Consider the following 24,181-nt stretch of genomic DNA (forward strand, 5'->3'; position numbering starts at 1 on the left):
ATTGAGGTGTTAGTAGTGACAGAATTAGGACAAAAGCTGAAAGAAGCAAGAGGAACGAAGGGCTTGTCTATGGATCAGCTGCATGAGATTACAAAAATTCAAAAACGCCATTTAGTAGCGATTGAGGAAGGCAATTATGATGTATTGCCCGGAGCTTTTTATGCGCGTGCATTCATTAAACAATACGCAGATGCGGTTGGGTTAAATGGAGAGGAACTGCTTGTAGAATATCAGAGTACGATACCACAATCTGAAAAACGCGACGTTCCACAAGTATCAACAGGACAGAAAACACAAGAAACAATGCAAAAATCTTCATCATGGCCAATTGCAGATCATATGCCGAAAGTTTTAGTTGCGCTATTAGTAATTGCATTTGGAGTGGTAATTTGGTTTGTTTTCCAAGCGTTAACTGGAAAAGGTGATGAGAAAGTTCCGAATGCTCAAAGTGAGAAAATTGAAGTTAAAAAAGCAGAAAACTCTCCGTTAGATACGAAGAAAGATGAAGTGAAAGCGGAAGAGCCGAAAAAAGAGGAACCAAAGAAAGAAGAGCCAAAGAAAGAGGAACAACCAGCACAACCAACGGGACAAGAAGAAGTGAAAGTAGTTGGTACAACTGGTAAAGTATCTACTTTGGAAATTCATAACAATAAAACATTAGAACTGGAAATATCGGGTAAAGGTGCGAGTTATGTAGATGTTAAAGATGATGCGGGGAATGTGATTCTAAACGCTACAGTACAAGAGGGCCAAATAGAAAAACGTGATGTATCAACATTAAAAGAAGTGCGACTTAATATTGGGAATGCAACGAATGTTGAAGTTAAACTGAATGGCCAAGTGGTCGCTTATCCATTGGATCCAGAAAAAGAACTTCACCAAAGATTGGTGATAAAAAACCAAGGGATAGGGCAACCTGCACAATAATAGTCATCGCTTCGATGACTTTTTTCAATGAACAAATGTTTTTGATATGATGGAGGAATAGCTGTGAATTTACCAAATAAAATTACAATATCTAGAATCTTCTTAATTCCAATTTTTATGGTAATTATGTTAGCGCCCTTTGATTGGGGTTCATACACAATTGGTGATGTTGATTTACCAATTCAACATTTAGTAGGGGCACTTATCTTTATTATTGCTTCGGCTACAGATTGGATTGATGGACATTACGCAAGAAAGTATAATCTTGTAACGAATTTAGGGAAGTTTCTTGACCCGTTAGCTGATAAATTACTTGTTTCAGCAGCGCTTATTACATTAGTTGAGATGCAATACGTACCTGCTTGGATCGTTATTGTAATTATCAGCCGTGAGTTTGCAGTAACTGGTTTACGCCTTGTACTTGCTGGAACAGGAGAAGTGGTGGCAGCAAATCAGTTAGGGAAAATTAAGACGTGGACACAAATTATTGCAATTGCGGCGTATTTATTACACGATGTACCTTTAAATTTAATCCATATCCCAGTTGCTGATATTTTCATATGGATTGCATTAATCTTTACTGTTATTTCAGGGTGGGATTATTTCTGGAAAAATAGAGCTGCTTTTGTAAACTCAAAATAGAAGTTTATGGGGGAATTGGGATGAATGCTGAAATTATTGCGGTTGGAACTGAATTATTACTTGGACAAATTGCAAATACAAATGCCCAGTTTTTATCTGAAAAGTTAGCTTCAATCGGAATTAATGTGTACTACCATACTGTAGTTGGAGATAATAACAAGCGATTACAGCAGGCGATTGAAGTTGCGGAAGAACGTGCTGACATACTTATTTTCACAGGTGGATTAGGCCCGACAAAAGATGATTTGACGAAAGAAACGATATCTTCTAGGTTGGGTGAAGAGCTTGTATATGATGAAAAGGCATTAGCATCGATAAGCGAGTACTTTAAGCGTACAGGTCGCGAGTTCACAGAGAATAATAAAAAGCAAGCGCTCGTTTTGAATGGAGCAACTGTATTTGCGAATGATCATGGCATGGCACCTGGTATGGGGCTAAATAAGAACAGGAAAGTTTATATTTTATTACCAGGACCACCGAAAGAGATGAAGCCGATGTATATAAGTTATGTAGAGCCTTTTTTACGTAACTTTACAACAGGAGAAAACATTTATTCTCGTGTGCTTCGCTTTTTCGGGATTGGGGAATCTCAATTAGAAGTGAAAGTTCAAGATTTAATTGATGGACAAACGAACCCGACAATCGCCCCCCTCGCGAATGATGGAGAAGTGACACTACGTTTAACTGCCAAACATCAAAATGCTGATGAAGCTGCGAAACGCATTCAGCATATGGAAGATTTGATTTTAGAAAGAGTAGGAAAATTTTTCTACGGGTATGATCAAGAGTTTCTGCATGATAAGGCGATAGAATTATTGAAGAGAAAAGGATTAACTTTAGCGTGTGCAGAAAGTTTAACCGGTGGTCTCTTTGGCAATCAAGTAACAGAAAGTGCTGGTGTGTCTTCAGTATTTAAAGGCGGTATCATTTGTTATCATAATGATGTGAAGCAACATGTTTTACATGTACCTGCGGAAGTGTTGTCTACTGATGGTGCAGTTAGTAAAGAATGTGCTCGTTATCTTGCTGAAAATGTTAAGGGCTTATTAAAAGCGGATATCGGAATTAGTTTCACTGGGGTAGCAGGACCGGATGCTTCAGAACATAAAGAGCCGGGAACAGTATTCGTTGGATTGGCGATTAAGGATGAACCAACTGTAGTCTTTCCTCTTATTTTAAGTGGAAGTCGTCAACAAATTAGGGAACGTTCGGTGAAATATGGATTTTATCATTTATATAAAAAGCTAGAAGAGATATAAGTTTCTTCTAGCTTTTTTTATGCTTAAACTCATTTTTATTTAATGGAAAATAAAAAAATCGAATAAATGTTCGATTTTGTTGGCAAATTGAATTGAAAATAGGTATAATAAGATTAGCAATTGAGTTAAGGAGGAATTTTGAATGAGTGATCGTCAAGCGGCGTTAGATATGGCGTTAAAACAAATAGAGAAGCAATTCGGTAAAGGTTCAATTATGAAATTAGGAGAACAAGCGGAGCGTAGAATTTCTACAATTTCAAGTGGTTCTTTAGCACTTGATGTGGCATTAGGGGTAGGCGGATACCCACGTGGCCGTATTATCGAAATTTATGGACCAGAAAGTTCAGGTAAAACAACAGTTTCATTACACGCAATCGCGGAAGTACAGCGTCAAGGTGGACAAGCAGCGTTTATTGATGCGGAGCATGCAATGGATCCTGTATATGCACAAAAATTAGGCGTTAACATAGATGAATTACTATTATCACAACCTGATACAGGGGAGCAAGGACTAGAAATCGCAGAAGCACTTGTACGAAGTGGCGCGGTTGATATTATCGTAATTGACTCTGTAGCAGCTCTTGTACCGAAAGCTGAGATTGAAGGAGACATGGGTGACTCACACGTAGGTCTACAAGCTCGTTTAATGTCTCAAGCACTTCGTAAGCTGTCAGGTGCAATCAATAAATCAAAAACAATCGCAATCTTTATTAACCAAATTCGTGAAAAAGTTGGGGTTATGTTCGGGAACCCAGAAACAACTCCAGGTGGTCGTGCGTTGAAATTCTATTCAACAGTTCGTCTTGAAGTGCGTCGTGCGGAGCAATTAAAGCAAGGTAACGACATCGTTGGTAATAAAACAAAAGTAAAAGTAGTTAAAAATAAAGTGGCACCACCATTCCGTGTTGCTGAAGTTGATATTATGTACGGAGAAGGTATTTCAAGAGAAGGTGAAATCTTAGATATGGCTTCTGAACTTGATATCGTTCAAAAGAGTGGTGCTTGGTACTCTTATAATGAAGAGCGTTTAGGGCAAGGTCGTGAAAATTCGAAGCAATTCTTAAAAGAGAATACGGATTTAAGAGAGGAAATTGCCTTCTTTGTTCGTGACCATCACGGAATTGGTGAAGACTCTGGTGCTGAAGAAACGGAAGATTCAAATCTTCAAGATTAAAAAATAAAAGACACGGTTCCGTGTCTTTTATTTTTAATTATTATGAAAGCGTTGTATATCGTTGGAGATAAAATATTTAATCTGCCTAAAAGGCTATGTATAAAGAGGGATATATGCATGTTTTGTATGCATAAACTGGAATTCACTAAGGTTTTCCAGGATAATATGCTGTCTTCTTTTTAAATTCATATATGAATTAGAGCTGAAGGTAAAGAAAGTAAAAGTAGACAACGCTTGACAATGAAAATTGCGATAGATACAATGAGAATGTATATTTTTTCTTATATACGAAACACTCTTCTCAAGAAGAGAAGTAATATTCGGAGTAAGACTTAAATCTTGCCGAAATAATAATATGACATTTTAATTGTGAAATGAAGAAAGTCCCTTAAAAAAGCGGGACGACGGTCTTTGCTGTATGTTGGTATTCAATGTACATGCCGACAGTCTTTTTTCATTCATAGCAAGGGGAGGTGAAATCATGAGTAGTACAGTTTGGATACTCATCTCCATTTTGCTTGCAACAGTCGGTGCAGTTGTTGGCTTTTTTGTTCGAAAGTCTATTGCTGAAGCGAAGATTAATGGTGCAGCTAACGAAGCGAAACGTATTCTAGACGAAGCGAATCGTGAGGCTGAAGCACTTAAGAAAGAAGCGCTTTTAGAAGCAAAGGATGAAATTCATACACTTCGTACAGAAGCTGAATTAGAAATTCGTGACCGTAGAAGCGAATTACAAAAACAAGAAAATCGTTTAATGCAAAAAGAAGAGAACCTTGATCGTAAAGACGAAACGCTCGATAAACGCGAGCGACAGTTAGAAAAGAAAGAGGATTCTCTTGTAGCGAGACAACAACAGATTGAAGAGTTGGAAAGCAAAGTGGGAGAGTTAGTTCAAAAGCAACAAACAGAATTAGAGCGCATTTCCAATCTGACACGCGAACAAGCGAAAGCAATTATTCTTGGTAAAGTAGAAAGTGAAGTTTCTCATGAAATTGCCGTAATGGTAAAAGAAAGTGAAGTTCGTGCGAAAGAAGAAGCGGATAAGAAAGCAAAAGAGATTTTATCTCTTGCAATGCAAAGATGTGCAGCTGATCATGTTGCTGAAACAACCGTTTCGGTTGTAAATCTTCCAAATGACGAAATGAAGGGACGTATTATCGGACGTGAAGGTCGAAATATTCGTACGTTAGAAACGTTAACAGGTATTGACCTAATTATCGATGATACACCAGAAGCGGTTATCCTTTCTGGATTCGACCCAATTCGTCGTGAAACAGCTCGTATCGCTCTTGATAAACTAGTACAGGACGGACGTATTCACCCAGCGCGTATTGAAGAGATGGTCGAAAAATCAAGACGTGAAGTGGACGAGTATATTCGCGAAGTCGGAGAGCAAACAACGTTTGAAGTGGGTGTTCACGGATTACATCCAGATTTAATTAAGATTTTAGGTCGTTTAAAATACCGTACAAGTTACGGACAAAACGTCTTAAAACACTCTATGGAAGTTGCATATTTAACTGGACTTATGGCAGCGGAGCTTGGTGAGGATGAAAAACTAGCAAGACGTGCTGGTCTATTACATGATATCGGTAAAGCAATTGATCATGAAGTAGAAGGTAGCCACGTTGAAATTGGTGTCGAACTCGCAACGAAGTATAAAGAGCATCCTGTAGTTATAAACAGTATTGCATCTCACCATGGGGACACAGAACCAACTTCTATCATTGCAGTTTTAGTTGCAGCAGCAGATGCATTATCAGCTGCAAGACCTGGAGCTCGTAGTGAAACACTTGAGAACTATATTCGTCGTCTTGAAAAGTTGGAAGAGATTTCAGAGTCTTATGAAGGCGTAGAAAAATCATTCGCAATTCAAGCAGGACGAGAAGTTCGTATTCTGGTAAAACCAGATACAATTGATGATTTAGAAGCTCATCGTTTAGCTCGTGATATTCGAAAACGTATTGAGAATGAACTGGATTACCCAGGACATATTAAAGTAACTGTTATTCGTGAAACACGTGCAGTGGAATACGCAAAATAAAGTGGTGAAACACCACTTTATTTTTTTGTGTTGGAATTGGTTAAAATAAAGGGAATTAGTATACAAGTGAAACAAACTTATAATAAATATATTGTAAGGAAATCACTTGAAGCTATAGTAATAAAAAATGTAGTACATAGGAAGGGTAAGGCATATGAGAATATTATTTGTTGGGGATGTAGTAGGATCTCCTGGTAGAGGTATGATTCAACAATACGTACCGGCATTAAAGAAGAAATATACACCTACAGTAACCATTATTAATGGAGAAAATGCAGCAGGTGGACGTGGAATTACGGAAAAAATATATCGAAACTTTTTAGAATGCGGGGCACAAGCGGTTACACTTGGAAACCACGCTTGGGATAACCGTGAAGTATTTGAATTTATTGATGACGCAAAATATCTTGCAAGACCAGCTAACTTCCCAGAAGGAACTCCAGGAAAAGGACTTATCTTTGTGAACTGCAATGGAACAGAAGTGGCAGTTATTAACTTACAAGGACGTACATTCCTTCCTCCAATTGATTGTCCATTCCGTAAAGTGGATGAATTAATTAACATTGCAAAAAAACGTACGAATATTATCTTTATTGATTTTCATGCGGAAACTACAAGTGAAAAACAAGCGTTAGGTTGGTATGTAGATGGTCGTGCTACAGCAGTAGTGGGTACACATACACATGTTCCTACAGCAGATAATCGTATTTTACCAAGCGGAACTGCATATATCACAGATGTTGGTATGACAGGTCCTTACGATGGGATTTTAGGTATGGATCGAGAAGCGGTATTGAAGAAGTTTTTAACAAACTTACCAGTACGATTTGAAGTGACAAGTGGTAGAACACAATTAAGTGCAGTGCTAGTTGATGTGGATCCTAATACAGGAAAAGCTAAGAAAATCCAGCGTATCTTAATTAATGATGATCAGCCATTTTTTGAGTAATTTCTGGGTAAGATTTAGAAAAGTTATTATTTTTTAATTTTTTAGAAAAATTACAGAAATTTAGCAGGAATACGCGTCATTCCTCGTGAATATAAGTTAAAGTGAAATAATTGCTAATACTTTTTATAGAAACGAGGAGGAAACGCGGAATGGAAATATTAAAAGTTAAAGCAACGTCGGTCCCTAATTCTGTAGCTGGTGCACTTGCAGGTGTTATTCGCGAACGCGGAACAGCAGAAATTCAAGCCATTGGTGCAGGTGCATTGAACCAAGCGGTAAAGGCAGTAGCAATTGCAAGAGGATTTGTAGCGCCTAGTGGTTTAGACCTGATTTGTATCCCAGCGTTCACAGATATTATGATTGATGGGGAAGAGCGTACAGCAATAAAATTAATTGTAGAACCTCGTTAAGTTTAAACAACCTGTTTGCAGTATGCAAACAGGTTGTTTTTATAATGGAGGAATGGAAATGAAAATTTTTGATGCTCATTGTGATGTACTCTTTCGGTTATGGAGTGCACAGGGGAAAAAGGATTTTAAAAACGATCCGCAATTACATATTACATTTGAACAGTTAAAGAAAAGAAAAGGAAGTATACAATGTTTTGCTATATATGTGCCAGAAACGGTCCTATATGAAAAACGATTTGAAGTGGCATTACAAATGGTAGATATTTTTTATAATGAAATTTTATCATTACCGGGTGTAAAGTTTATTCAGACAAAAGATGATATTAACATGTTAAAACAGGACGAGATTGGAGCGATATTAACACTAGAAGGATGCGAAGCAATTGGAAAAGATGCAATGAAATTACGGTTGTTTTATCGTCTAGGAGTACGTTCTTTTGGACTAACATGGAATTATGCCAATTTATTAGCTGATGGTGCGCTAGAGACACGTGGGGCGGGTTTAACGACCTTTGGTAAACACGTTGTACAAGAACTTAATACGTTACATGTATGGACCGATGTGTCGCATCTGAATGAAAGAAGCTTTTGGGATGTGATAGAAATTGCAAAAAATCCTATTGCCTCCCATTCAAATTGTACGAAACTTTGTCAGCACCCACGTAATTTAAACGATGAACAACTTAGAGCTCTTATAAAGCGAAATAGCATGATCGGTGTTACTTTCGTACCACAGTTTCTAATAAGTGAAAAACAAGCGAATATAGCAGATATAGTAAAACATATCGAATATATTTGTTCATTAGGTGGAGAGAACAATATAGGGTTTGGTTCGGATTTTGATGGGATATTAGAAACAGTTGTAAATGTATCAGCGTATGGAGAATATGAAAATATAATTAATGAGCTTTGTAAACACTATGCTGCATCTACTGTAGAGCGATTTTTATATGATAATTTTGTTGAACATATAAGCTTTTAAGATTTTTGTTTTAAAAATCCAGAAAAATTAGAATTAATTCATTTGATATTATTGCTTTTTTTAAGACCTAATACTAGAATGAAAAACAAAATAGCTTTATACTAAAGATTCAGGGAAATCAGAAGAGGCATAATTTGCGTCCGTTGTAGTTTATTTGTATAAAAAATGCTAAACTATTACTGTAAAAAAATACACTACAATGAATGCAGCCAAAAGGGGTGTAGGAGATGATTAGTCAACTTTCATGGAAAGTTGGAGGCCAACAAGGTGAAGGAATTGAAAGTACAGGAGAAATCTTCTGTATTGCATTAAACCGATTAGGATATTACCTATACGGTTACCGCCACTTCTCATCACGTATTAAAGGCGGCCATACAAATAATAAAATTCGTGTAAGTACAACAGAAGTACGCGCGATCTCAGATGATTTAGATATTTTAATTGCTTTTGATCAAGAAACAATTGATTTTAACTTCCACGAACTACGTCCAGGTGGAATTGTAGTTGCGGATGCGAAATTTAATCCAACAATACCTGATAATACAGATGTAAATCTATATGTGATACCGTTTACAGATATTGCTTCAGAATTAGGTACATCATTAATGAAAAACATGGTTGCTGTTGGGGCATCAAGTGCGGTATTAGGATTAGATGAAACAGCTTATTTAAATGTTGTTGAAGAGATCTTTGGTCGTAAAGGAGAGCAAGTCGTTCAAAAGAATATGGACGCAATTAAACGTGGCTCTCAATATATGAAAGAGTTGCTAGGTGAGAAAGTTAACATGATGCAGCTTGAAAAAGCTGATGGTAAGAAACGCATGTTTATGATTGGAAACGATGCAATCGCATTTGGTGCGGTAGCTGGTGGTGCTCGCTTTATGTCTGCATATCCAATTACACCTGCATCTGAAATTATGGAATACTTAATTAAAAAATTACCAAAAGTTGGCGGAACAGTAATCCAAACTGAGGATGAAATTGCAGCTTGTACAATGGCAATCGGTGCAAACTATGCTGGTGTTCGTACATTAACTGCATCTGCTGGTCCGGGTCTATCTTTAATGATGGAAGCGATTGGTTTAGCGGGGATTACAGAAACACCATTAGTAATTGTTGATACACAACGTGGTGGTCCAAGTACAGGATTACCAACGAAACAAGAGCAGTCGGATTTAATGGCGATGATTTACGGTACGCACGGTGAGATTCCAAAAATCGTAATGGCGCCAAGTACAGTTGAAGAAGCTTTCTATGATATTGTAGAAGCATTTAACCTAGCTGAAGAATATCAAGTACCTGTTATTTTCTTAACGGATTTACAGCTTTCTCTAGGAAAACAAACTGTAGAACCGCTTACGTTAGATAAAGTGGAAATTCGTCGCGGTAAGCTTGATTTAGAAGCGGAATTACCAGAACGTGAAAATAAAGCATACTTCAAGCGTTATGAAGTAACCGAAGATGGCGTTTCACCACGTGTTTTACCTGGTATGAAAAATGGTGTTCACCATGTTACAGGTGTAGAACATGATGAAACTGGTAAACCATCTGAATCAGCAATAAACCGTAAAGATCAAATGGACAAACGTTTCCGTAAAATGGAGAACTTGAAGTTTAACACCCCTGTCTATAAAAATGTTAAGCATAAAGAAGCGGACGTATTGCTTGTTGGGTTTAACTCAACTCGTGGTGCAATCGAAGAGGCAATGGAGCGCTTAGAACAAGAGGGTATGAAAGTAAACCATGCTCATGTACGTTTAGTTCACCCGTTCCCAACAGCTGAAATCGATCCACTTGTGAAAAATGCGAAGCGTGTTGTAGTGGTAGAAAACAATGCAACAGGTCAGCTTGCTAACATTATGAAAATGAATCTTGGTAACGGTGAGAAAATTTCTAGTCTTTTAAAATATGATGGGAACCCATTCTTGCCGAAAGAGATTTACAACGAATGCAAAAAAGGGGTTGTATTAAATGGCAACATTTAAGGACTTTCGTAACAGCATAAAACCAAACTGGTGCCCAGGTTGCGGAGACTTCTCGGTGCAAGCTGCAATTCAACGTGCGGCAGCTAACGTTGGTTTAAATCCAGATGAACTTGCTGTTATCTCCGGTATCGGTTGTTCAGGGCGTATTTCAGGTTATATTAATTCATATGGTGTGCATAGTATTCATGGTCGTGCCCTTCCAATTGCACAAGGTGTGAAAATGGCAAATCGTGATTTAACAGTTATCGCATCAGGTGGTGACGGTGATGGATTTGCGATTGGTATGGGACATACAATCCATTCTATTCGTCGTAACATCGACATTACGTACATCGTAATGGATAACCAAATTTACGGATTAACAAAAGGGCAAACTTCACCGCGTAGTGAAGCTGGATTTAAAACGAAAAGCACACCACAAGGTTCAATTGAACCGTCACTAAATGTTATGGAAATGGCTTTAACAGCTGGTGCTACATTTGTGGCGCAAAGCTTTTCAAGTGATTTAAAAGAACTAACACAAATTATTGAAGCTGGTATTAACCATAAAGGATTTTCATTAATTAACGTATACAGCCCATGTGTTACTTACAATAAAGTAAATACTTACGATTGGTTTAAAGAGAATTTAACAAAACTAAGTACAGTAGAGGGATATGATCCATCTAATCGCATGATGGCTATGCAAACGTTAATGGAAAATAACGGATTAGTAACAGGTTTAATATATCAAAATACAGCGCAACCTTCATACCAAGAACTTGTAAAAGGCTATAGTGAGAAGCCTTTAGTGCAAGCTGATTTAAATATGGATCAGAAAATGTTTGATGAACTCGTAGCTGAATTTATGTAATGTAAGAAGAGGAGGTTGCCATTTGGTAACCTTTTTTTATGAGTAAAAAATATAGGATAGTCTTATTTACTTAGAAAATTCAGAATGGTAAAATAATATATAAATCGTTGTATGAAAATGGCGAGTTCATTGCTGATGAAATGTAAGATCAGACAGAGCCTCTTTCTTGTTAAAATTGGCGCAACGCTTCATACTATGGTAATGTTTATAGGGATAAAGCAATATGCTTTTGGATAGGACAAAAAGAAGTATGAAAAGGGAATGTCTATTTGTGTGGGGAAGACTTCATTCTTATGAATGATTAGATTGATTACTCAAGTTTCAAAGGACAAGTTATCTCTCAAGCTATCTAACCATTTTTGAGGTGAGTCAAAGCGCATTAAAATGGACTATAGAGTGTGTATAGTTAAGGGTGAAAGGAGATTACCAATGAACGAGCAACAACGATTAGCAAGTCGACAAGCAAATTCCTCTACGAAAAAAGAAGAGAAAGATTATAGTAAATACTTTGAAAGTGTATACCAACCACCTTCCTTAAAAGACGCGAAAAAACGAGGGAAAGAAGAAGTTAAAATTGAACGGGATTTTGGCTTATCTGAAGAATTTCGCAATTTTGGTATAGGAAGAAAGTTCTATATTCGTACATATGGTTGTCAAATGAATGAGCATGATACGGAAGTAATGGCGGGTATTTTCACCGCACTTGGATATGAGCCAACCTTTTCAACTGAAGATGCAGATGTAGTTTTATTAAATACTTGTGCAATTCGTGAAAATGCTGAAAATAAAGTTTTCGGTGAACTAGGTCATTTAAAGTCATTAAAAAGAAGAAATCCGGACCTTTTAATTGGTGTATGTGGTTGTATGTCTCAAGAAGAATCTGTTGTAAATAAAATTATGCAAAAAAATCAGCATGTAGATATGGTGTTTGGAACGCATAATATTCATAGATTGCCGTATATTCTTAAAGATGCGATGTTCTCGAAGGAGACGGTAGTTGAAGTTTGGTCAAAAGAAGGGGATGTAATTGAAAACCTTCCGAAAGTACGCCGTGGTGATATTAAAGCTTGGGTAAATATTATGTATGGCTGTGATAAGTTCTGTACATATTGTATCGTGCCGTATACACGTGGAAAAGAGCGAAGCAGACGTCCAGAAGACATTATCCAAGAAATTCGTCATTTAGCTGCGAATGGTTATAAAGAAATTACATTACTTGGCCAGAACGTAAATGCATATGGTAAAGACTTTGAAGATTTTGAATACGGTCTTGGCGATTTAATGGACGAACTCCGTAAAGTTGATATTGCCCGTATTCGTTTTACAACGAGCCATCCACGTGATTTCGATGATCACTTAATTGAAGTGCTTGGAAAAGGTGGAAACTTAGTAGAACATATTCACTTACCAGTTCAATCTGGAAGTACAGATATGTTAAAAATTATGGCGCGCAAATATTCACGTGAGCATTATTTAGAACTTGTAAGAAAAATTAAAGAAGCAATTCCAAATGCAGTATTCACAACTGATATTATCGTTGGTTTCCCGAATGAAACAGATGAGCAATTTGAAGAAACGATGTCGTTATATCGTGAAGTAGGATTTGATACTGCCTTTACCTTTATTTATTCTCCGCGCGAAGGTACACCAGCTGCAAAAATGAAAGATAATGTACCGATGGAAGTGAAAAAAGAACGTCTTCAACGCTTAAATACACTAGTAAATACGTTGGCGATTGAAAAGAATAATCGTTACAAAGGTCAAATTGTAGAAGTGTTAGTTGATGGGGAAAGTAAAAATAATCCAGAAGTGCTCGCAGGTTATACTCGTACGAATAAACTTGTAAACTTCGTCGCTTCAAAATCTTTAATTGGTCAGCTTGTGAAAGTAAAAGTAACGGAAGCAAAAACTTGGTCTCTTAACGGGGAATTAGTTGAAGCGCCGATTGAGGTGGAATAATAGATGAAAGCATATTCGAAAGATGAAATTGTTGAACAAGCGAAAGAATTAGCAAAAATGATTTCTGAAACAGAAGAAGTTGATTTCTTTAAGAAAGCAGAGGCGCAAATTCATAAAAATGAAAATGTAAAGCGCGCAATTGATGAAATTAAAGCACTGCAAAAACAAGCAGTAAACTTGCAGCATTACGGGAAATGGGAAGCTTTGAAAAAAGTAGAAGCTGACATTGATGCATTGCAAGATAAGTTGGATAGTATCCCAGTTGTGCAAGAATTTAAATCTTCACAAACATATGTAAATGACTTACTGCAGCTAGTTGCAAGTACGATTTCTAACAACGTAACAGATGAAATATTAATTTCAACTAATGGCGATGTATTGAAGGGTGAAACGGGCGCAGCGGTAGAAAGTAAAAAAGGAAATTGTGGTTGTTAAAGAGATGTCGAATTGACATCTCTTTTTTTAATGGGTTAAACGTAAGTTCTTCTCGAAAAAAGAATGACACATTCCGCTATTGTCACGCATATGATTAAGTGAATAGTGATTGAGGAGGGTTACGAATGTCCGAATTTAGAGAGATTATTACAAAAGCAGTGGTTGGAAAAGGACGTAAGTATACAAAGTCAACGCATACATGTGAATCGAATAATGAGCCAACAAGTATTTTAGGGTGCTGGGTAATTAACCACTCGTACGAAGCAAGAAAGAATGGAAAGCATGTGGAAATTGAAGGTTTCTATGATGTGAACACTTGGTATTCATTTGATGGTAATACAAAGACAGAAGTTGTAACAGAACGTGTGAACTACACTGATGAAGTGAGTATTGGGTATCGTGATAAAAACTTTTCTGGTGATGATTTAGAAATTATTGCTCGTGTCATTCAGCCACCAAATTGTTTAGAAGCTCTTGTATCACCAAATGGTAATAAAATTGTTGTAACTGTAGAACGTGAATTTGTAACAGAAGTAGTTGGGGAAACGAAAATTTGTGTAAGTGTAAATCCTGAAGGTTGCGTAGAATCAGACGAGGATTTCCAAGTCGATGATGATGAGTTTGAAGAATTAGATCCGAACTTTATCGTCGATGCAGAAGAAGAGTAATAGAAAGCTAGGGAGAAGTTCTTCCTAGCTTTTTACTTTACATAAGTGATGCTTGAATGAACATGACTCCTTATGAAATGTGCTATAATGAGGAAAGACTCCTGAAATAGGAGATATGGATGTCCGTGAAGTGTGACATATATGAAAATTGATTACTATGTAAGAATTATGGAGGAAAAGTATGACTCAATATACCCCTATGATACAGCAATATTTAAAGGTTAAGGCAGACTATCAAGATGCCTTTTTATTTTTCCGATTAGGTGATTTTTATGAAATGTTCTTTGAAGATGCGGTTAAAGCAGCTCATGAACTTGAAATTACATTAACGAGCCGAGATGGTGGTAGTAGTGATCGTATACCGATGTGCGGTGTACCACATCATGCAGCTAAAAATTATATTGAACAACTTGTTGAAAAAGGATATAAAGTAGCTGTTTGTGAGCAAGTGGAAGATCCAAAAACAGCTAAAGGTGTAGTACGCCGTGAAGTAGTACAACTAATTACGCCAGGAACGATGATGGAAGGGCGTACTATTGATGAGAAAGAAAATAACTTCTTAGCAGCATTAACACATTTTGAAGATGGATCGTATGCTTTAGCTTGTAATGATTTAACGACTGGACAAAATACAGTAACGTTGTTAACAGGTTCAGTAGAAGATATTTTATTAGAAGTGTATGCAACTGGTTCAAAAGAAATTGTTGTAGATTCTACATTTTCAAAAGATGAATTAAATAAATTAACTGCAACATTAAAAATGACGATTTCGTATGAAGATGCAACAACGATTCCGGAAGGGTTAGAACATCTTGTGAAAAACGTTTCGCAAGCAAAGTTAATTAAAGCAGTTGGACGTTTATTTAACTATGTAATAAGAACGCAAAAACGTTCGTTAGACCATTTACAACCAGTGGAAATTTATTATACGAATCAATTTATGAAAATTGATGTGCATTCAAAGCGAAATTTAGAGCTGACAGAAACACTCCGAACGAAAGAAAAAACAGGATCATTATTATGGCTATTAGATAAAACGAAAACAGCTATGGGTGGTCGTATGTTAAAACAGTGGATGGAACGTCCGCTGATCCAAAAAGAAAAAGTAGAAGAGCGTTTAGAAATGGTTGAAACATTTGTAAATGATTACTTCTTACGTGAAGATTTAAAAGAAAAATTAAAAGAAGTATATGATTTAGAACGTTTAGCAGGGAAAGTTGCATTTGGTAATGTGAATGCACGGGACTTATTACAGTTAAGACGATCTTTACTTCAAGTACCGGCTATTTTAGAAGCGATTAGTTTGTTAGATAATGCTTATGCAGCAAGGTTAATTCAAGGTGCGGATCCATGTGAGAGCTTAACTGAATTACTAGGAAGAAGTATTCAAGAAAACCCACCGCTTTCTATTAAAGATGGAGATATTATTAAAGACGGTTATAATGACAAGCTTGATCAATATCGTTACGTTAGTAAAAACGGGAAAACGTGGATCGCTGAGCTTGAAAAACGAGAGCGTGATATTACAGGAGTTAAATCGTTAAAAATCGGGTACAACCGTATTTTCGGCTACTACATTGAAGTGACGAAGGCGAATCTTGCAGCGCTTCCAGAAGGCCGCTATGAGCGTAAACAAACGCTTGCTAATGCGGAACGTTTCATTACAGATGAATTGAAAGAAAAAGAAACATTAATCTTAGAAGCAGAAGAGAAAATTGTACAATTAGAATACGATTTATTTACAGCGCTTCGTGAAGAAGTAAAAGTATTTATTCCGAAATTACAACATTTAGCGAAAGTAATTAGTGAATTAGACGTACTGCAAAGTTTCGCGACAGTTAGTGAAGAAGAACAGTTTGTAAAACCTGTTTTAACAACTAAGCGCGAAATCTTTATTAAAGATGGTCGTCATCCTGTCGTTGAAAAAGTATTGAACGGGAAATTGTATGTACCGAATGATTGTATTATGCCGGAGAAGATGGATGTCTTTTTAATTACAGGACCGAACATGTCTGGTAAAAGTACGTATATGAGACAATTAGCACTTGTAACTGTTATGTCACAGATTGGTTGTTTCGTACCAGCAACAGAAGCGGTATTACCTGTATTCGATCAAATCTTTACGAGAATTGGTGCAGCGGATGATTTAATTTCGGGTCAAAGTACATTTATGGTCGAAATGTTAGAAGCGAAAAATGCAATTGCAAATGCATCAGAAAGAAGTTTAATTTTATTCGATGAAATTGGACGCGGTACATCTACGTATGATGGTATGGCACTTGCACAAGCAATTATTGAACATATTCATGACCAAATTGGTGCGAAAACGTTATTCTCTACGCATTATCATGAATTGACGGTGCTAGAAGAAAGTTTAGGACAATTGAAGAATGTACACGTTTCAGCTATTGAAGAGAATGGAAAAGTAGTATTCCTTCATAAAATCCAAGATGGAGCAGCTGATAAAAGTTACGGAATTCACGTTGCGCAACTTGCGGAGCTTCCAGATAGCTTAATCGCTCGTGCGAAAGAAGTGTTAGCGCAACTAGAAGGACAAGAAGAAATTATTATTCCAAAGCGTACAGAAGTGAAAGTACAAGAAGTGGCTCCAGAACCAGCTGTTGTAAAAGAAGAACCAGCAGAAATACAAGAGACGAAAGTAGAGACTGAGGAAGAATCGCAATTATCATTCTTTGGTGGAGAACAGTCTTCGAAAAAACAAGACAAGTCAGTTCTAGATGCAAAAGAAACGGCAGTACTTGCGCAAATTAAAAAAATTGATTTACTTGATATGACACCTTTAGAGGCGATGAACGAACTGTATCGCTTGCAGAAAAAGTTAAAGAAAGGATGAGTAAGTAGATGGGGAAAATTCGCAAACTCGATGATCAACTCTCTAACTTAATTGCGGCAGGGGAAGTAGTAGAGCGCCCTGCCTCAGTCGTAAAAGAACTTGTGGAAAATTCTATCGATGCGAATAGTACATCTATTGAAATCCACTTAGAAGAAGCTGGTTTATCAAAAATTCGCATCATTGATAATGGGGATGGCATTGCAGAAGAAGATTGTATCGTCGCTTTTGAACGACATGCGACGAGCAAAATTAAAGATGAAAACGACCTGTTTCGCATTAGAACACTCGGTTTCCGTGGTGAGGCACTGCCGAGTATTGCCTCAGTTAGTGAATTAGAATTAATCACTAGCACAGGTGATGCGCCTGGTACACACCTTATGATTAAAGGTGGAGACATTATAAAGCAGGAGAAAACAGCGAGCCGAAAAGGAACAGATATTACAGTACAAAACTTATTCTTTAATACACCAGCGCGTCTTAAATATATGAAAACCATTCATACAGAGCTTGGGAATATTACAGATATCGTGTATCGTATTGCAATGTCACATCCAGAAGTATCATTAAAGCTGTTTCATAATGAAAAGAAATTGCTTCATACATCAGGAAATGGTGATGTAAGACAAGTACTTGCATCAATTTATAGCATTCAAGTTGCGAAGAAGCTTGTTCCAATTGAAGCTGAATCTTTAGATTTTACAATTAAAGGCTATGTCACATTACCAGAAGTAACGAGAGCATCTCGAAATTATATGTCAACGATCGTAAATGGTCGTTACGTTCGAAATTTCGTATTAATGAAAGCCATTCAGCAAGGATACCATACATTACTGCCAGTCGGACGATATCCAATCGGCTTCTTATCGATTGAAATGGATCCAATGCTTGTTGACGTTAACGTACATCCAGCGAAATTAGAAGTTCGTTTTAGTAAAGAACAAGAATTACTAAAGCTTATCGAAGAAACATTGCAATCGGCATTCAAAAAAATACAGCTCATTCCAGATGCAGGTGTAACAACGAAGAAAAAAGAAAAAGATGAAAGTGTGCAAGAACAGTTCCAGTTTGAGCATGCGAAGCCGAAAGAGCGATCTATGCCAGACATTGTTTTACCGACTGGCATGGATGAAAAACAAGAAGAACAACTGGCTGTGAAACAGCCAGCACAACTGTGGCAACCGCCGAAACAAGAATGGCAACCACCACAGTCGCTCGTAAGGGAAGAACAAAGTTGGCAGCCATCTACTAAACCGATAATGGAAGAACCAATTCAAAAAGAGAAATCGTGGAACAGTAACGATGAAGACTTTGAATTAGAGGAATTGGAAGAAGAAGTTCAGGAAATAGAAGAGATTGAAATGAACGGTAATGACTTACCACCGCTTTATCCAATTGGACAAATGCACGGAACATATATTTTCGCTCAAAATGATAAAGGCTTATATATGATTGACCAACATGCCGCGCAGGAGCGTATTAATTATGAATACTTCCGTGATAAAGTAGGAAGAGTAGCGCAAGAAGTACAAGAACTACTTGTACCATACCGTATCGATTTATCTCTTACTGAATTTTTACGTGTCGAAGAGCAACTAGAAGAACTGAAAAAAGTTGGCCTATTCTTAGAACAATTCGGCCATCAATCCTTTATCGTCCGCTCGCATCCAACATGGTTCCCGAAAGGGCAAGAAACAGAAATTATCGACGAAATGATGGAACAAGTCGTCAAACTAAAAAAAGTTGATATTAAAAAACTACGCGAAGAAGCAGCCATCATGATGAGCTGTAAAGCATCCATTAAAGCAAATCAATATTTAACGAACGATCAAATATTTGCTTTACTGGAAGAACTTCGTACAACAACAAACCCATACACATGCCCGCACGGAAGACCAATTCTTGTGCATCATTCTACTTATGAGCTTGAGAAGATGTTTAAGAGGGTTATGTAGGGAGACTGTCAAAAAGGAAAAATTAATTAGACTAGAGAAAAATCAAAAGGAAATAAATTATTTTTGTTATTATTTTGGAAAAATGATGAGCTGAGAAAACGAAGTGATTAAAATAAGTCGCTTCGTTTTTATTAATTTTTTAGGTTCTGATGTAAGTAGGTATCGCCGTCAAGGTAAGAAAAGGAAATATCTCAAAATGAAAAAAGAAAAGAGAAGCTTTATTTCAAACTTATAATAAGATGGAAGATAATAGGGTTATCTTCGAGAAGAATTTAAGAGAAAAATCTAAAGTTAGTGAAGGATAGCTTGAAATCTTTTTTCAAATTTGTGCTGGGAAGCTAGAAAAACTAAAAAAGTGTCCTTTTTGCTTTTTAGTTTTTTTATGTTATTTTGTGGAAATTAATCTAAATAAAAATACCTATAAATATTGAAGGTTCTCATTTTACTCTATCTAGACCTTGCTATTTTGTGTAGCAAGGTCTTTTATTAAATGTTCTATTTATGAAAGTAAATTTAGTACGATAGAACATTTTCAATGCTCCTAGAAATCATAGCCGTGCTTTTTTTGTTATATAGGATAATATCATATAGGAGTAGAAGCCATGCATATGATAAAAAAGAACAATTTCAGTAGAAATCCTGATTGTTCCTAGAAATGTGTCCTATATTTGCACCAGAACCGATTAAAACGTTGGAGGAAGGAACCTTATAGTATCTTTGCAGTGATTTTATTTATATAATTATGTTATATGAATAAAAAGATGATAGAAGGGTAAGTGAATATTATAATTAATTTTGAACCATTTAATCCAACAATAAATGACATAGCAATAAAACTTGCTATGGTACTGTTTATACCGTTATTCTTAGCATTGCTTGTAAAAGTCATACTTATGAAATTTATGAGAGAATCAATTGCTGGCAGGCTAGCCTATCTATCTTGTCTATTTTTTATGTACTATGTATTTAAATTTATTACAGAATAGATAGGCATCTTATGATGCCTTTTCTTTATAAACAAAGTAACGTAGTATTTAAACCTATACGTTCACGCAAGATTACATGTATTTAGTTCTATAAATCTGCAAAATTTTAGTTTAGAATAAAATATCCATCAAATTATTCTTAATTAATAGATTCATGAGAAATAACATATTCTATTTTAATAATTATATATCACATTCACTTATACAAAAAACAAGAAACTTCTTATAATTAAGGAGCTTCTTGTTTTTAACTTTAGACAAAGCAAATTTATATCAGTTTTAAATAATTAACACAACTATAGATGTTAGAGCAATAGCATCTATATACTTAGTAGTATGGGGATTTTCCCATTGGATTCCTTTTGGTTATCTTGCCAACTTTTCAATGATTGGAGCTTTAGCAGATAAATCACCACTTGCCATATTACTCATAAAATCCGCACCATAAATAGTAACGGTATCCCCAACTTGAATATCCTCAAGTACTTTAGAAGAAACAACAGCAGTAACAGTCAGGCCTTCACTAGAAATTTGGATTGTTTCCTTCGTTTTATTGATTACACTTCCAGTGTGCATTTTATATTGTTTTTTTAGTACGTTTTCTTCATTTTCTTTTTGAACAATTGCATATTTAGCTGTAGCTGGCTCACCTGGTATTGAGCCTATAAACATAGGAGCATAAATGGTAACGGTATCCCCAATCTGAATATCTTTAAGTACCTCAGGGGAAGAAACGATGGCGTATACACTTGAGTTTTTACCAGAAACCACTAATCCGTCTTCTGTTTTTTCAATTACTTTACCTGAAAGTTTTTGGTGTTGATCCAGAGCATTTTGTTCTTTTTTATCGACTTTTGATATAGATTCCGATTTATCTACACTTGTATTAGGAGTCACTGTCTTACTTGCCAACTTTTCAATAATTGGAGCTTTAGCAGATAAATCACCACTTGCCATATTACTCATAAAGGCTGCCCCATAAATAGTAACGGTATCCCCAACTTGAATATCCTCAAGCACTTCAGAAGAAACAGCAGCAGTAACAGTCAGGCCTTCATTAGAAATTTGGATTGTTTCCTTCGTTTTATTGATTACACTTCCAGTGTGCATTTTATATTGTTTTTTTAGAACGTTTTCTTCATTTTCTTTTTGAACAATTGCATATTTAGCTGTAGCTGGCTCACCTGGTATTGAGCCTATAAACATAGGAGCATAAATGGTAACGGTATCCCCAATCTGAATATCTTTAAGTACCTCAGGGGAAGAAACGATAGCGTATACACTTGAATTTTTACCAGAAACAACCAATCCGTCATCCGTTTTTTCAATTATTTTGCCTGAAAGTTTTTGGTGCTGATTTAGAAGAGTATTAGTATTAGTACTTGTATAGTCTTTTTCTTTTAATTCACTATTCATATCTCTTGACAGCATATCAGTTTTAGCAGTAAGTTGAGCGGCTTCAGCTCTTGTTATGAATCTATTAGGTTGCCAACCGTTATCAGTACCAACTGAGATTTTTAAGTCAATTAAAATATTGGCGAATCTTTCACCCCAATGTCCTTTTAAATCCTCAAATTTACTTTGGCCATTTTCATGTGTTGTACTTTGTAATTTATAAGCATTTACTAGCATGGTCGCCATGGCAGCACGAGTAACTTTACCGGATGGATTGAAGATGCCATTCCCTTCTCCTTTAATGATGCCAGCTTTTTCAGCTGCAGCAATATAGGGAGTAGCCCAGTGGTCTTGGGCATCTGTAAAGGAAGGTTTGGCTGTTGTTTCAATTTTTATCCCTAAGGCTTTTGTTATAATTGTTGCGGCGGAAGCTCGATCTAACGTAGCGTTTGAGCCAAAGGTACCATCTGGTAAACCTGATATAGCTTGTTTTTCTACTAAATAATTAACAGATTGCTCTGCCCACTTTGGAACATCAGGAAATTTGTGAGTATCCGCAAAAATACTAGAAGAATAGGATAATATAGCCCCCGCAAGGATACCTGTTGTGATTAATTTGTGCTTCATAAAAATATACACCTCTACCAATCTATTGTATTACCAAATTGAGATTTTCTTTTTTTAATTTATATGTTTTTGATGATGCTGACATCTATCCAATTTGGTGTAACGATTATAGTTACTTATATGCATGAGTGTCAATGAATAACTTTAACAAAAATGTTTAATATTCACAAATAAAATCAATATAAATTAATTTTATTTACTAAAAATTAATAAATTGTTGACGCATTAATGTATACTTAACTATAATTAATCGATATTAATTGAGATTAATTTTCAAGTTTGTTTACTAGTTTAACAAGTATACAAACTTGAATTTAATTGGAAAAGTTGAATATAAACTTATATTTGTTCATTGACACTTATATACAGGTAGCTAAAATCGTTGAACCAAATGTATGTTATACTTAAAAATTTTTAAAAGATACATATTGATAGAAAACCTTTTCTCTATATACTCTGTTGGATAAAGAACCTTTATTTATGCAACTCCTTATATATAGTCCATTAACAATATAATTAATTATTCAATAAGCTCACCAACATTTATTGCAATTTCTTATTATTATATCTTAATAAAGAAATAATGTAAATTGAATGCATGAAAATGGATAGAAATTAAGATTTAGAAGGAGAATATTTTATGAAATCCAAGTTAATTGCTACAGGAATTATTGCAGGAAGTCTACTATCCTACTCATCTAATATATTTGCAGATACTCACAAATTTCCTGATGTTCCAAAGTGGGCAGAGCAATCTGTTAATTATTTAGTAGATAAACATGTATTAAGTGGCTATCCAGATGGGATTTTTGGGTCAAATGATTCATTAGACAGAGCTTCTGCGGCGACTATTATGACAAGGGTTTTGGATATGCAAATTGACTTCAATGCCAAACCTTCCTTTACAGATTCTCAAGACCACTGGGCTACTCCCTATATTGCTGCAGCTGAAAAAGCTGGCATCATTAAAGGAGAAGGGAATGGCATCTTCAATCCATCCGGTAAAGTTACTCGTGCTGCCATGGCGACCATGCTAGTAAATGCTTATAAATTACAAAGTACAACACATGAAAATGGCCAAAGTAAATTTGAGGATTTAAAAGGACATTGGGGTGAAAGATTCGCCAATATTTTAATTGACTTAAAAATCTCAGTTGGTACTGATAACGGTTGGCAACCTAATAGATTCATAACAAGAGCTGAAGCCGCTCAACTTACTGCTAAAACTGATATGTTGCAACAAAATCAAAATAATGGTTTAAAAGACAAAGAAATCATTACTGCTACTTCGTATGAGGATTTAAATTTAACAGTGGCTTCGAAAATTACAGCCCAAGAGATTGATAGTTTTATTGCAAAATACCATTCAGATAGTCCGTTAGTTGGACATGGGCAAGATTTTATTAATGCGCAAAATCAATACGGTGTCAATGCACAGTATTTAGCAGCACATGCAATTTTAGAGTCTGGATATGGAAAATCAGAAATCGCATATCGAAAACACAATTTATTTGGGTTACGCGCGTATGATAAGGATCCGTTTAAATATGCAAAATATTTACCAACCTACGGTGACAGTATTGCTTATAATGCCAATTATGTACGAGAAAGATATTTAGAAGAAGATGGCATGCACTATAATGGACCAACATTAGCTGGTATGAACGTAAAATATGCATCAGACAAAGGCTGGGCTGGAAAAATTGCAAATATTATGGAACGTATTAAACCTTTCCGTGCGGAAGACTATACATCTGCAAAAAAATTACCAATGAATCCTGAAACATTAGATGTTGAAGCGTTATCTAATAACATTCCATATAACATGTATGAAGATGGGACAACAGCAAATGTTGTATCAACAGCTGCTTATTACCATGTACCGTATCCATTTAACTTAAAAATTAAAAGTAAATCAGATGTAGCAGTCGAGGAAAATAAAGTTGGTACAGTAACTCGTGGAACAAACATCTTTATTTATCGTGAAGATCCAAATGGATGGGTGGAATTCTCTTTTGACACTACTGGAGAAAAATACTGGACATTAAAAAGTAAATTAAGTATGTAATTAGAAAGGTCT

Annotated in this window: 18 protein-coding genes; 17 read left to right on the forward strand and 1 reads right to left on the reverse strand. The window is 36.0% G+C overall.

What is annotated here, in order from left to right; genetic code table 11:
* The first annotated feature begins 15 nt into the window (after positions 1-15).
* From QCI46_RS08700 to QCI46_RS08775, 16 genes are all read left to right on the forward strand, one after another.
* Entirely contained in the window at positions 16-927 is a 912-nt protein-coding gene (locus tag QCI46_RS08700) for a helix-turn-helix domain-containing protein (protein WP_000137490.1), read from the forward strand.
* Positions 928-990: 63 nt separating this feature from the next.
* Complete coding sequence (gene pgsA, locus QCI46_RS08705; RefSeq protein ID WP_046956497.1) at positions 991-1,569, forward strand: CDP-diacylglycerol--glycerol-3-phosphate 3-phosphatidyltransferase; 579 nt, start codon at positions 991-993, stop codon at positions 1,567-1,569.
* A 20-nt stretch (positions 1,570-1,589) separates the two neighbouring features.
* The gene (gene cinA / locus QCI46_RS08710) at positions 1,590-2,828 is read left to right on the forward strand and encodes a competence/damage-inducible protein CinA (RefSeq protein WP_353839954.1); all 1,239 of its coding nucleotides are present in this window, start codon (positions 1,590-1,592) and stop codon (positions 2,826-2,828) included.
* Between the two features lie 142 nt (positions 2,829-2,970).
* The gene (gene recA, locus QCI46_RS08715) at positions 2,971-4,002 is read left to right on the forward strand and encodes a recombinase RecA (protein ID WP_048545964.1); all 1,032 of its coding nucleotides are present in this window, start codon (positions 2,971-2,973) and stop codon (positions 4,000-4,002) included.
* Positions 4,003-4,483: 481 nt separating this feature from the next.
* Complete coding sequence (gene rny, locus QCI46_RS08720; protein WP_000099775.1) at positions 4,484-6,046, forward strand: ribonuclease Y; 1,563 nt, start codon at positions 4,484-4,486, stop codon at positions 6,044-6,046.
* Positions 6,047-6,200: 154 nt separating this feature from the next.
* Entirely contained in the window at positions 6,201-6,995 is a 795-nt protein-coding gene (locus QCI46_RS08725; protein WP_001221093.1) for a TIGR00282 family metallophosphoesterase, read from the forward strand.
* A 149-nt stretch (positions 6,996-7,144) separates the two neighbouring features.
* The gene (gene spoVS / locus QCI46_RS08730; RefSeq protein WP_000404341.1) at positions 7,145-7,405 is read left to right on the forward strand and encodes a stage V sporulation protein SpoVS; all 261 of its coding nucleotides are present in this window, start codon (positions 7,145-7,147) and stop codon (positions 7,403-7,405) included.
* Positions 7,406-7,463: 58 nt separating this feature from the next.
* Entirely contained in the window at positions 7,464-8,387 is a 924-nt protein-coding gene (locus tag QCI46_RS08735) for a dipeptidase (protein WP_353839955.1), read from the forward strand.
* A 227-nt stretch (positions 8,388-8,614) separates the two neighbouring features.
* Positions 8,615-10,372, forward strand: a complete 1,758-nt coding sequence (locus QCI46_RS08740; protein ID WP_048545957.1) for a 2-oxoacid:acceptor oxidoreductase subunit alpha — start codon at positions 8,615-8,617, stop codon at positions 10,370-10,372.
* Entirely contained in the window at positions 10,359-11,225 is an 867-nt protein-coding gene (locus tag QCI46_RS08745) for a 2-oxoacid:ferredoxin oxidoreductase subunit beta (RefSeq protein ID WP_353839956.1), read from the forward strand. Before QCI46_RS08740 ends, QCI46_RS08745 begins: the two co-directional genes overlap by 14 nt.
* A 429-nt stretch (positions 11,226-11,654) precedes the next feature.
* A complete protein-coding gene (miaB, locus tag QCI46_RS08750) occupies positions 11,655-13,184 on the forward strand; it encodes a tRNA (N6-isopentenyl adenosine(37)-C2)-methylthiotransferase MiaB (RefSeq protein WP_353839957.1) in 1,530 nt (509 codons plus the stop codon).
* Positions 13,185-13,187: 3 nt separating this feature from the next.
* A complete protein-coding gene (locus QCI46_RS08755; RefSeq protein ID WP_000649386.1) occupies positions 13,188-13,619 on the forward strand; it encodes a YlbF/YmcA family competence regulator in 432 nt (143 codons plus the stop codon).
* A gap of 125 nt (positions 13,620-13,744) precedes the next feature.
* On the forward strand, positions 13,745-14,287 hold the full coding sequence (gene cotE, locus QCI46_RS08760) for an outer spore coat protein CotE (protein WP_001288802.1): 543 nt from the start codon (positions 13,745-13,747) through the stop codon (positions 14,285-14,287).
* A gap of 181 nt (positions 14,288-14,468) precedes the next feature.
* Positions 14,469-17,141, forward strand: coding sequence for a DNA mismatch repair protein MutS (gene mutS / locus QCI46_RS08765; protein ID WP_076539630.1), 2,673 nt, complete (start codon positions 14,469-14,471; stop codon positions 17,139-17,141).
* Positions 17,142-17,149: 8 nt separating this feature from the next.
* Positions 17,150-19,093: a DNA mismatch repair endonuclease MutL gene (gene mutL, locus QCI46_RS08770; RefSeq protein WP_353839958.1), complete on the forward strand. Its 1,944-nt coding sequence runs from the start codon at positions 17,150-17,152 to the stop codon at positions 19,091-19,093.
* A gap of 776 nt (positions 19,094-19,869) precedes the next feature.
* Positions 19,870-20,079: a hypothetical protein gene (locus tag QCI46_RS08775; protein ID WP_042596075.1), complete on the forward strand. Its 210-nt coding sequence runs from the start codon at positions 19,870-19,872 to the stop codon at positions 20,077-20,079.
* 366 nt (positions 20,080-20,445) lie between these two features.
* Here QCI46_RS08775 and QCI46_RS08780 read toward each other — a convergent pair whose 3' ends face one another.
* Positions 20,446-22,101 (reverse strand): S-layer homology domain-containing protein, encoded by a 1,656-nt coding sequence (locus QCI46_RS08780; RefSeq protein WP_353839959.1) that lies wholly within the window; start codon positions 22,099-22,101, stop codon positions 20,446-20,448.
* A gap of 640 nt (positions 22,102-22,741) precedes the next feature.
* Between QCI46_RS08780 and QCI46_RS08785 the strand changes: the two genes are divergently transcribed.
* Positions 22,742-24,169, forward strand: coding sequence for an S-layer homology domain-containing protein (locus tag QCI46_RS08785; protein WP_353839960.1), 1,428 nt, complete (start codon positions 22,742-22,744; stop codon positions 24,167-24,169).
* Positions 24,170-24,181 lie beyond the last annotated feature (12 nt).

Source organism: Bacillus cereus group sp. RP32 (genome assembly GCF_040459735.1).
Lineage (GTDB): Bacteria > Bacillota > Bacilli > Bacillales > Bacillaceae_G > Bacillus_A > Bacillus_A wiedmannii.